Raw genomic sequence first — 10,164 nt, 5'->3', positions numbered from 1 at the left:
CACGCACCTGACGCCGCAGGGCCCGCCCTCCGGGCGGACGACGGGAATTTGACGACAGGACCTAGGGGAGGCCGAGGACTTCGGCGGCGGCCGCCCGACGCTACCAGCCGCAAATCCACTCGCTCCAGCGCTTTCTCCTCCGGACAGTTGGGGGCGATGAAACCCGGCTGAGGAACCCGAGGAGTCCCGACATGTCGACGCTGCGAGTCACCGCCGAATTGCTGACCATCCATGAGCATCCGAACGCCGACGCGCTCGAACTGGCCCAGGTGGGCCTGTACCGGGCCGTCGTCGCCAAGGGCGCCTACCGCACCGGCGAGCGCGCCGTCTACATCCCGGAGCAGTCCGTACTCCCGGCCGAGCTGATCGAGGAGCTGGGGCTGACCGGGCGGCTGGCGGGAAGCAAGTCGGACCGGGTCACGGCCGTACGGCTGCGCGGTGAGCTGTCGCAGGGGATCGTGTGCCGTCCGAAGGCACTCACGGACGTCGACCTGACGAAGGCCGCCGAGGACGGGACCGACTTCGCCGAGGCGCTCGGCATCGTCAAGTGGGTGCCGCCGATCCCGCCCACGATGAACGGCGACGTCGAATCCGCGGCCGATCTGCTGCCCTGGGTCGACATCGAGAACATCCAGCGCTACCCGGACATCTTCGTCCCCGGCGAGCCTGTCGTGCTGACCGAGAAGCTGCACGGTTCGGCCTGCCTGCTGACCTATGTCGCCGACGAGGGCCGCGTGTACGTCTCGTCGAAGGGCTTCGGCGCCAAGTCCCTGGCGCTGAAGGAGGACCCGCGCAATCTGTACTGGCGCGCCGTCCACGGCCACGCGGTCGCGGAGGCCGCGGCCCGGCTCGCCGAGCGGCTGGGCGCGCGCCGGGTCGGCATCTTCGGCGAGGTGTACGGGGCGGGCGTACAGGACCTGTCGTACGGCGCCGACGGCCGCCGCGAGACGATCGGTTACGCCGTGTTCGACGTGTCCGCGGAGGTCGACGGCGGGATCCGCTGGCTGGACGCGGCGGCCCTGCTGGACGGCGAACTCCCGCTGGTGCCACGGCTGTACGAGGGCCCGTACGACATCGAGCGCGTCCTGGAGGTCGCCTCGGGTCGGGAGACCGTGTCCGGGCGCGAGCTGCATCTGCGCGAGGGCCTCGTGATCCGCCCTGCCACCGAGCGGTACAGCCCGGTGACGGGCGGCCGGGCGATAGCGAAGGCGGTCAGCCCGGCGTATCTGACGCGCAAGGGCGGCACGGAGTACGAGTAGGGGGCGGGCGTACGGAGCCTGCGGGGCTCCGTACGCGCGCGGTCACCGTGTCACTGTGCGGAGCCCCCACGACCGCGCTCAGCTGCAGTCCTCGGACTCCCGCTGCCGCTCCTGCCGCTTCCGCTGGGTGCCTGCGCGTTCCACCAGGAGACGGGAGCCGGTCAGACGGTCACCGAAGACGTCGTCCGGGTTGGAGAGCACACAGTTCTCCAGCGACAGACAGCCGCAGCCGATGCAGTCCGTGAGGTGGTCCCGCAGCCGGCTCAGCTGTTTGATGCGCTCGTCGAGTTCGGAGCGCCAGGCCTCCGAGAGCCGGGCCCAGTCCTCCCGCGTCGGGGTGCGCTCCTCGGGGAGTTCGGCGAGGGCATCGCGGATGGTGGCGAGCGGGATGCCGACACGTTGCGCGGCGCGCACGAAGGCGACACGGCGCAGCGCGTCGCGGTGGTAGCGGCGCTGGTTTCCAGTGGTGCGGCGGCTGCTGATCAGGCCCTTGGACTCGTAGAAGTGCAGGGCGGAGACGGCGGCGCCGCTGCGGGCCGACAGCTGGCCGACCGTGAGTTCGTGGACCTTCTCGGGAATCTGGGGCACCCCTCGAACCTAACCCACCGCGGCACACCCGCCATGCGTTGACAGGAGCCCCCCACCCGACCATGCTAAGCAGTCGCTTAGACATTGCGACGCGAGAGGCCAGGGACATGGCAGAGCCGAGGATCTTCACGTCCGCCGACGAACTGAAGGCGGCGGTGGGCGAACAGTTGGGTCACAGCGACTGGCTGGAGATCGACCAGAAGCGGATCGACCTGTTCGCGGAAGCCACGGGCGACCACCAGTGGATCCACGTGGACCCCGAGAAGGCGGCCGAGGGCCCCTTCGGAACGACGATCGCGCACGGCTATCTCACGCTGTCGCTGCTGCCCGCGCTGGTGCCGCAGGTGATGGGAGTCGTGGGCATGAAGATGGGCGTCAACTACGGCTCGAACAAGGTGCGTTTCCCCGCGCCGGTGCCGGTGGGGTCGCGGGTGCGTGCGACGGCGGTCCTCACGGAGGTGACCGAGGCCGGGGGCGGAGTCCAGGTCACCGCTGCGGTGACCGTGGAACGCGAGGGCGGGGACAAGCCGGTGTGCGTGGCCGAGTCGGTGTCTCGGTACTACTTCTGAGAGCGGCGCCGAAAGCTGTGAGCCGCCCGCCCACCGCGGGTCGCTCGCGGCTCGTCGCGCCGTCCCTCGCCTCCCCGACGGGGCACGGTCACTCCTTGACCCCGACCATCCGCAGGACCAGGTCGGCGTACAGCGCGCCGACCTCGTCCGGGGTGCGGGGGCCATTGACGTTGAACCAACGGGCCACGTCGATGCAGAGCGAGAGGATGGCCAGCGTGGTGCCGGGGATGTCCGGGACATCGAAGTCACCCGCGGCCACGCCCTCCTCGATGATGCCGCGCACCTCGGCGTCGACCTGGCGGCGCAGGGCGATGATCTCGGCGCGGGCGTCCGGACCGAGCGAGTCCAGTTCGTACTGCACGACCCGCGCGGTGGTGCGACCGCCCGCGTGCCACCGAACGAAGGAACTCACGGCGTCGGCAAGGCGCTCGCTCGCCGTACCCTCCCCCTGGGCGGCCGTCCGCAGGATGTCGAGGGCCTTCTCGTGGCCGATCCTGCTGATGCGGTGGAGCAGCTCTTCCTTGGTCTTGTAGTGGATGTAGAGCGCGGCCGGGCTCATGCCCGCGCGGCCCGCGATGTCCCGGGTCGTCGTCGCGTGGTATCCGCGCTCGGCGAAGGCCTCCACGGCGGCGACGAGCAGCCGTCGGGCCGCGTCCGGGGTGACCTCGGCCCACGGCTGCATCTCCGCGCCGGCCGTCTCCTCCGCCGTACTCATCGCTGTTCGCCCCTTCTCCACTGCCAGGGTGAACACCATACCCCTGAACCTGAGCGAGCGCTTAGCGTCCCGCTCAGCGCACCGCCTCCTGACGGTCCCTGATCACCTTGGCCAGCGTGAAGGACGAGGTCACCAGATAGAGGACGGCGACGCCCAGGAAGGAGCGCACCCAGGCGTCGGCCTCCAGCTTGAAGATGCCGATGGCGGTCGCGACGATGGCGACGGAGAACGAGGCGACCGCCTGGCCGTAGAAGGCCGCGGTCGACTGCTGCTTGACCGGTGTCCCATTCATGTTCATGCCGACCAGGGTCGGACGACGCGGTCGCCACCACATCCGTTCGGATACTCAGACGACGTACTCAGAACACCGGGAGCGCCCTTCCGATCGGGCTGCTCAGAAGGCCGGGACTCCCGTCAGCGCACGCCCGATGACCAGCTTCTGGATCTGACTCGTGCCCTCGTAGAGCGTCATCACGCGGGCGTCGCGCAGCAGCTTCCCCGCCGGGTACTCGTCGATGTAGCCGTAGCCGCCGAAGACCTGGAGGGCGTTGTTCGCGGCGCGCACGGCGGCCTCGGAGGCGAAGAGCTTGGCCTTGGAGGACTCCGTCGCGAACGGCAGACCACGGTCGACGAGATCGGCGACCCGCCAGGTCAGCAGGCGGGCCGCGTCCACATCGACGGCGATGTCGCTGAGCAGTTCCTGCACGAGTTGGTGATGGGCGATGGTCTTTCCGAACTGCTCGCGCTCGGTCGCGTAGCCCACCGCCGCGTCCAGCGCCGCCTGGGCGATCCCGACGCAGCCCGCGGCCACGGACATCCGCCCCTTGGCGAGCGCGGACATGGCGACGGCGAACCCCTTGCCCTCGGGCGCCATCATGGCGCTCGCCGGCACGCGCACGTCCTCGAGGACCAGCTCGGCGGTGGCCTGCCCACGCAGACCGAGCTTGCCGTGGATGGTGCGACGGGACAGGCCGGGGGTGTTCGTCGGCACGAGGAAGGCGGAGACACCCTGGTGGCCCGGGGCGTCGGTGGACCGGGCGAAGAGCAGCACGACATCGGCCCAGGTGCCGTTCGTGATGAACATCTTGGTGCCGTTGATGACGTAGTCTCCCCCACTCTCGGCTTCGCTCGAGCGGGAGGTACCCCCACCGTCGCGCACGGCCTTCGTCGACAGATGGCCCGCGTCCGAGCCGGTGCCGGGTTCGGTGAGCCCGAAGCAGCCGACGTACTCACCGGAGGTCAGTCCCGGCAGCCACCGCCGCTTCTGCTCCTCGCTCCCCCAGTGCGCGATCGACTTGGCGACCAGGCCCAGCGAGACGGAGACGATTCCGCGCACGGAGGAGTCTCCGCGGCCCAGCTCCTCCGTGACGAGGCAGTACGCGAGATGGTCGCCGCCGCTGCCGCCGTACTCCTCGTCGATGGTGAGGCCGAGAAAGCCGACCTCGCCGAGCTTCTTCACGAGGGACCGGTCGACCTCTTCGGCGCGGTCCCACTCGATGACATGGGGGGCGATCTCGCGGTCCACGAAGTCCTTGGCGAGTTGCCGGACGGCGGTCTGCTCCTCGCTGAGCTCCAGGTTCATGCCGAGTCACCCCACAGATAGACGGACGGCGGCCTTCGGAAGCCATCCATTGAAAGCCGTACATTTAAATTAGCACTGCTAGTTTCATGTGCAGCCCTACTATGTGCGCCATGGCCCGACCGCGCAAGCCTCTCCTCAGCACCGACCGCATCGTCCGGACGGCACGGGCCCTGGTGGACGCCGAGGGCCTGGCGGCCGTCTCGACGCGCCGGCTCGCCGCCGAGCTGGGGGTGAGCGGACCGTCGCTCTACAACCACTTCCGCACCAAGGACCAGATCCTGGAGGCGGTCGCGGACTCGGTGAGCGCGCAGGTCGATCTGTCGATGTTCGAGGACGGCCGCGAGTGGCGTACCGCTCTGCACGACTGGGCCGTCTCCTACCGGGCGGCGCTGCGCGACCATCCGAACATCGTCCCGGTCCTCGCACGCGGCCCCGGACGCCGGCCCGCCGGGCTCCGTCTTGCCGACGCGGTGTTCGGGGCCATGGTCGACGCGGGGTGGCCGGCGGCTCAGGCCACGTCGATCGGGGCGCTGATGCGGTACTTCATCATGGGGTCCGCGCTCGGCTCGTTCGCGGGCGGCTTCGTCGACGACGCGACCGCGTACGATCCCGCCGACTATCCCCACCTGGGGCAGGCTCATCTCCTCGCCGAGCAGCAGGAGAAGATCGACGAGCGGGCGTTCGAGACGGGGCTCAGCGCGTTGCTGGACGGGCTGGCGCTGCAGTATGAGCGGGCGACCCGTGGGGACTGAGGTGCTTCGCCCCCTCCGCCCCACCCTCCCCCCAAGCTCTCCGGCTTCGCTCGAGCAGGGGCCCCTCATCGCCTGGGGGCTTCGCCCCGCAATCCACCGCAACCTTTCGGTCCCCGCCGAAGCGTTCATGTCGCATGCTGGGGAGCATGACGAGGCCGAAGGATCCGGTGGGCCCGGGACTCGCGGCGTTGGCCGGGCTGATGGCGGACGAGACGCGGGCCGGGTTCCTGCTGGCGCTGCTCGACGGGCGGGCGTGGACGGCGGGTGAGCTGGCGCGGTACGCCGGGGTCGCGCCGTCGACCGCCAGCGAGCACCTCGGCAAGCTCGTGACCGGCGGCCTCCTCACCGAGGAACGACAGGGCCGTCATCGCTATGTACGGCTGGCCGACGCCCGGGTCGCCCAGCTCGTCGAGGACCTCGCCGCCCATGTGAGACCACCTGCGGCCGAACGTCCACGCACCCTGCGGGAGTCCAGCGCGGGCTCGGCCATGGCGCGCGGTCGCACGTGTTACGACCACCTCGCGGGGCGGCTCGGCATCGCCCTCACCGATGCCCTGACCGGGCAGGGACTGCTTCGCCAGGACACCGGGTTCGCGCTCACGGACGCGGGACTGCGGTGGTTCGACAGCGCGGGGATCGGCCTCGACCGCACCGGCCGCCGCCCACTCACCCGCGCCTGCCTCGACTGGACGGAGCGTCGCCCCCACCTCGCGGGCACCGCCGGCGCGGCGCTGTGCCGTCACGCCCTGGACGCACAGTGGTGCGTACGCATCGGCTCGGAACGGGCGGTCAAGGTGACCTCGGAGGGCGAACGCGCCTTCGCGGAGCTACTCGGAATCGAGCCGACCGCGCTCCACTGATCACGTGCCCCCACTCATGCGTCGCTCACGCGTCTCATGACAAGCGAAGACACCCTGCCCGTGCCCACACGTGCCATCACCACGTCCGAAATCCGCCAGCCCCCGTCCCGCACCCCTGCCTAGCCTCAGGAGCATGATGACCATGACCCGACGCGCACCGCATCCCCGCCGCGCGGAACTGCTCGCCGCGGGCGCGGCGACCGTCACCGTCGTCCTCTGGGCCTCGGCCTTCGTGTCGATCCGGAGCGCGGGCGCCGCGTACTCGCCGGGCGCCTTGGCGCTGGGGCGGCTACTGGCGGGAGCCGTCGCGCTCGGGGCCGTCTGCCTCGTGCGCAGAGAGGGGTGGCCACCACGCGCGGCCTGGCGCGGGATCGCCATATCCGGGTTGCTGTGGTTCGGCTTCTACATGGTCGTCCTCAACTGGGGCGAGCAGCAGGTGGACGCCGGCACGGCGGCACTGGTGGTGAACATCGGTCCGATCCTGATCGCCCTGCTCGGCTCCCGACTGCTCGGTGACGCGATGCCGCCGCGACTGCTGGCGGGCATGGCGGTGTCGTTCGCCGGCGCGGTCGCCGTGGGGCTGTCGATGTCCGGCGAGGGCGGTTCCTCGGTCCTCGGGGTCGTCCTGTGTCTGCTCGCCGCCGTGGGCTACGCGGCCGGGGTCGTCGCGCAGAAGCCGGCGCTCGGCCGGGCGAGCGCACTCCAGGTCACGACGTTCGGCTGCCTGGTGGGAGCCGTCGCGTGTCTGCCCTTCGCCGGGCAGCTCGTCCAGGAGGCGGCCGACGCGCCCGTCTCGGCCACCCTCAACATGGTCTACCTGGGCGTCTTCCCGACCGCGCTGGCCTTCACGACCTGGGCGTACGCCCTCGCCCGTACGACCGCCAGTCGCATGGGCGCGACGACCTACGCGGTGCCCGCCCTCGTGGTGCTGATGTCGTGGCTGTTCCTCGACGAGGTCCCGGGGACGCTCACCCTGGCGGGCGGGGCGCTGTGCCTGGCGGGTGTGGCGGTGTCCCGTTCCCGTCCCCGTGCCGGGAAGGCCGCGGCCCCGGAGCTCACTCCGGAACCGCGGCCCGAGCCCGAGCGGGAACAAGCCTGACGCAAGGCTCGCCGCCCTGCGTCAGTGCTCCTGCGCCGCCCGGCCCGCGAGGATCCTGATCGAGACGAGGGCGATCGCAGAGAGCCCGATGATGTACGCGGACACGGCCATCGACGTGCCGGTCGCCTCAAGGAGCAGCACCATGACGAAGGGGGCCAGTCCGCCGCCGAACACGGCCGCGATCTGGTAGCCGAGCGAGGCTCCCGTGTACCGCATCTCGGGCGTGAACAGCTCGGCGAACAGGGCGGCTTGAGGCCCGTACATGATGCTGAGGAAGCAACTGGCGACGAATGTGCCGACGGCCAGCCACACCAGTGAGCCGGTGTCGATCAGCAGGAACAGCGGCACGGCCCACAGCGCGATGCCGACCGCCCCGAACGCGTAGATCCTGATGCGCCCGATGCGGTCGGAGAGCGCGGCGGCCGCGGGGATCAGCACCAGTTGGGTGAGGCTGACGCAGAGCGAGACGGTGAGGACCGCGCTGCGCTTCATGTCGAGTTCGCGGGTGGTGTAGTCGAGCACGCCCGTGATGAGGATGTAGAAGGTCGCCGTGTTCACGGCGAAGGAGCCGCCCGCGAGGAACACCGTGCCGAGGTGCCCGCGCAGGATCGTGCGCAGCGGAGAGCTCTTCGATCCCTTCTCTTCGGCCGCCAACGCCGCCTCCGCGGCCCGGAATTCGGGAGTCTCCTCGACACGGGTGTGGATGTACCAGGCAAGCCCGAGCACGAACAGGCCGACCAGGAAGGGCAGTCGCCAGCCCCACGCCGCGAACGCGCTCTCGCTGGTGGTCGCCCCGGCAATGAGGAAGACGGTGTTGGCCGTCACCACGCCGATGGGGACGCCGAGTTGGACAAAGCTGCCGTACACGCCCCGCTTGCCCTCGGGGGCGTACTCGGTGGCGAGCAGCATGGCGCCGCCCCATTGCGCACCGACGGCGATGCCCTGCACAACGCGCAGGGCGACGAGCAGGATCGGGGCGGCGATGCCGATGGTGTCGTACGTGGGGAGCAGGCCGATGCCCGTGGTGGCCAGGCCCATCAGGGTCAGGGCGAGCACCAGCATGGGCTTGCGGCCGCGCTTGTCGCCGAGCTGCCCCGCGATGACTCCACCGAGCGGACGGGCCAGGAAGCCGACGGCGAAGGTCGCGAAGGCGGCGAGGACTCCCGCGGACGAGCTGCCCGCCGGGAAGTAGAGGTCGCCGAGCACCAGGGCGGCGGCGATACCGAAGACGAAGTAGTCGTACCACTCGACGGCCGAGGCGAGCGCGGCCGCGGTGGCCACCTTGCGTCGGTTCCGTACAGCGGGGGAAGTGGCGGACCGAGGGTGAGCGGATGGTGCGGAAGGTGCCGTGTCCATGCGTGCACACTCCGGTGGGTGCGGGGACGGAACAGGGGTGGCCGCGGTTCCGGGGAACATACTGACCGGACGGTACGATGGTCAACGGGTCGTGCAGCAGCAGTTTTTACCTGCACATGGCAACGATGGGCGACCGAGCGCACGCCGAAGACCCCGGCCGCGCTCGGCGGCCGGGGTGCCGGACGGACCCGGACTAGGGCCTGTCCGGCGGATCGTGTCGGAGACGCGGGGCCTGGTGCGCCCATCTGTGCTGATGAGGCACCGCAGCTCTCCTCCGACCTGATCCGCCGGACAGACCCTAGAAGACGACCAGCGCGCGCCCGCCCTTGCCCGCGATCATGTTGTCGAAGGCCGCCGGGATCCCGTCGAGCGCGATCCGGTCGGTGACCAGGCCGCCGAGATCGAGGCGGCCGGCGCGGATGTGCTCCGCCAGCACCGGCAGATCCCGCGCCGGATCGGAGTTGCCGTACACGCAGCCCGAGAGCGTCCTGCCCCAGTGGAAGATCTCCAGCGCGTTGAAGGTGACCTGCTGGTCCTTGCCGCCGATGCCGACGACCGTGGTGCGGCCGCCGCGCCGGGTCGAGTCCCAGGCGGTGCGGATGGTCACGGCGCGGCCCACACACTCGACGGCGACGTCGACGCCCTGCTTTCCGGTCAGCGCGCGGATCTCACGTGCGGTGGTGTCGGAGGCGACGACGTAGTCCGTCGCGCCCGCCTGGCGTGCGAGGGACTCCTTCTCGGGCGAGACGTCGACCGCGACGATCGTCGACGCGCCCGCGATCCGGGCGGCCTGGAGGGCCGCGAGCCCGACCCCGCCGACCCCGAACACCGCGACGGTCTCGCCCTGTCGGACCTTGGCGGAGTGATGGACGGCGCCGTATCCGGTGAGAACGGCGCAGCCCAGGAGAGCGGCGTCGGCAAGGGGCACACCGTCCGGTACGGGGAGGAGGCATCCGGCGGCCACGACGGTCTCCTCGGCGAACGCGGCGACGTTCAGGCCGGGGTGGAGGTCACTCCCGTCGGAGGCGCGGCGCGCGTACACGTCCCCCGCGCCGGTCAGCGCGTTGGCGCACAGCCAGACCTCGCCGAGCGAGCAGGCGTGACAACTGCCGCAGGACGGCGCCCAGTTGAGGACCACGCCGTCACCGGGGACGACATGGGTGACGCCCTCGCCGACGGAGACGACGGTACCGGCGCCCTCGTGGCCGAGGACTGCGGGGACGGGCACCCGCATGGTGCCGTCGGACAGGGAGAGGTCGGAGTGGCAGACCCCGGCGGCGGCGAGCCGGACGCGGACCTGCCCGGGACCGGGTTCAGGCAGGTCGATCTCGGCGATCTCCAGCGGAGCGCCCACGGCGGGAAGTACGGCAGCGCGAACCACGTG

The 10,164-nt window shown here is 70.8% G+C and carries 10 protein-coding genes and 1 pseudogene; 5 read left to right on the top strand and 6 right to left on the bottom strand.

Annotated elements, in window-relative coordinates; genetic code table 11:
- Window positions 1–191 precede the first annotated feature (191 nt).
- A complete protein-coding gene (locus IEY95_RS42270; protein WP_189191573.1) occupies window positions 192–1,259 on the top strand; it encodes an RNA ligase (ATP) in 1,068 nt (355 codons plus the stop codon).
- A 78-nt stretch (window positions 1,260–1,337) separates the two neighbouring features.
- Here IEY95_RS42270 and soxR read toward each other — a convergent pair whose 3' ends face one another.
- Window positions 1,338–1,847, bottom strand: coding sequence for a redox-sensitive transcriptional activator SoxR (soxR, locus tag IEY95_RS42265; RefSeq protein ID WP_189191572.1), 510 nt, complete (start codon window positions 1,845–1,847; stop codon window positions 1,338–1,340).
- A 107-nt stretch (window positions 1,848–1,954) separates the two neighbouring features.
- Here soxR and IEY95_RS42260 point away from each other — a divergent pair, with 107 nt between their 5' ends.
- Window positions 1,955–2,416 (top strand): MaoC family dehydratase, encoded by a 462-nt coding sequence (locus IEY95_RS42260; RefSeq protein ID WP_189191571.1) that lies wholly within the window; start codon window positions 1,955–1,957, stop codon window positions 2,414–2,416.
- A gap of 88 nt (window positions 2,417–2,504) precedes the next feature.
- Here IEY95_RS42260 and IEY95_RS42255 read toward each other — a convergent pair whose 3' ends face one another.
- From IEY95_RS42255 to IEY95_RS42245, 3 genes and pseudogenes are all read right to left on the bottom strand, one after another.
- The gene (locus tag IEY95_RS42255) at window positions 2,505–3,131 is read right to left on the bottom strand and encodes a TetR/AcrR family transcriptional regulator (protein ID WP_189191570.1); all 627 of its coding nucleotides are present in this window, start codon (window positions 3,129–3,131) and stop codon (window positions 2,505–2,507) included.
- 82 nt (window positions 3,132–3,213) lie between these two features.
- Window positions 3,214–3,423: pseudogene (locus tag IEY95_RS42250) on the bottom strand (YiaA/YiaB family inner membrane protein); the annotation flags it as partial.
- Window positions 3,424–3,525: 102 nt separating this feature from the next.
- The gene (locus IEY95_RS42245; RefSeq protein ID WP_189191569.1) at window positions 3,526–4,713 is read right to left on the bottom strand and encodes an acyl-CoA dehydrogenase family protein; all 1,188 of its coding nucleotides are present in this window, start codon (window positions 4,711–4,713) and stop codon (window positions 3,526–3,528) included.
- 110 nt (window positions 4,714–4,823) lie between these two features.
- On the opposite strand from IEY95_RS42245, the gene IEY95_RS42240 reads away from it, so the two are divergent.
- The 3 genes from IEY95_RS42240 to IEY95_RS42230 all read left to right on the top strand — a co-directional run bounded on the left by IEY95_RS42240 (window position 4,824) and on the right by IEY95_RS42230 (window position 7,424).
- Window positions 4,824–5,465 carry a TetR/AcrR family transcriptional regulator gene (locus tag IEY95_RS42240; RefSeq protein WP_189191568.1) on the top strand — a complete coding sequence of 214 codons (642 nt, stop codon included), beginning with the start codon at window positions 4,824–4,826 and terminating at the stop codon, window positions 5,463–5,465.
- Window positions 5,466–5,599: 134 nt separating this feature from the next.
- Window positions 5,600–6,325 carry an ArsR/SmtB family transcription factor gene (locus tag IEY95_RS42235; protein ID WP_189191567.1) on the top strand — a complete coding sequence of 242 codons (726 nt, stop codon included), beginning with the start codon at window positions 5,600–5,602 and terminating at the stop codon, window positions 6,323–6,325.
- Between the two features lie 136 nt (window positions 6,326–6,461).
- Window positions 6,462–7,424 (top strand): DMT family transporter, encoded by a 963-nt coding sequence (locus IEY95_RS42230; RefSeq protein WP_373294657.1) that lies wholly within the window; start codon window positions 6,462–6,464, stop codon window positions 7,422–7,424.
- Between the two features lie 21 nt (window positions 7,425–7,445).
- Here IEY95_RS42230 and IEY95_RS42225 read toward each other — a convergent pair whose 3' ends face one another.
- Window positions 7,446–8,780, bottom strand: coding sequence for an MFS transporter (locus IEY95_RS42225; protein ID WP_189191566.1), 1,335 nt, complete (start codon window positions 8,778–8,780; stop codon window positions 7,446–7,448).
- A gap of 298 nt (window positions 8,781–9,078) precedes the next feature.
- Complete coding sequence (locus tag IEY95_RS42220; RefSeq protein ID WP_189191565.1) at window positions 9,079–10,161, bottom strand: Zn-dependent alcohol dehydrogenase; 1,083 nt, start codon at window positions 10,159–10,161, stop codon at window positions 9,079–9,081.
- Window positions 10,162–10,164: the final 3 nt, after the last annotated feature.

The organism is Streptomyces albiflavescens, from assembly GCF_014645835.1.
Classification (GTDB): domain Bacteria; phylum Actinomycetota; class Actinomycetes; order Streptomycetales; family Streptomycetaceae; genus Streptomyces; species Streptomyces albiflavescens.
This window is presented reverse-complemented; position numbering and strand designations above follow the sequence as displayed.

Coding starts and splice junctions, on each gene's coding strand:
- IEY95_RS42270 (WP_189191573.1), top strand. CDS start 192: ATGTCGACGCTGCGAGTCACCGCCGAATTGCTGACCATCCATGAGCAT.
- IEY95_RS42260 (WP_189191571.1), top strand. CDS start 1,955: ATGGCAGAGCCGAGGATCTTCACGTCCGCCGACGAACTGAAGGCGGCG.
- IEY95_RS42255 (WP_189191570.1), bottom strand. CDS start 3,131: ATGAGTACGGCGGAGGAGACGGCCGGCGCGGAGATGCAGCCGTGGGCC.
- IEY95_RS42245 (WP_189191569.1), bottom strand. CDS start 4,713: ATGAACCTGGAGCTCAGCGAGGAGCAGACCGCCGTCCGGCAACTCGCC.
- IEY95_RS42240 (WP_189191568.1), top strand. CDS start 4,824: ATGGCCCGACCGCGCAAGCCTCTCCTCAGCACCGACCGCATCGTCCGG.
- IEY95_RS42235 (WP_189191567.1), top strand. CDS start 5,600: ATGCTGGGGAGCATGACGAGGCCGAAGGATCCGGTGGGCCCGGGACTC.
- IEY95_RS42230 (WP_373294657.1), top strand. CDS start 6,462: ATGACCATGACCCGACGCGCACCGCATCCCCGCCGCGCGGAACTGCTC.
- IEY95_RS42225 (WP_189191566.1), bottom strand. CDS start 8,780: ATGGACACGGCACCTTCCGCACCATCCGCTCACCCTCGGTCCGCCACT.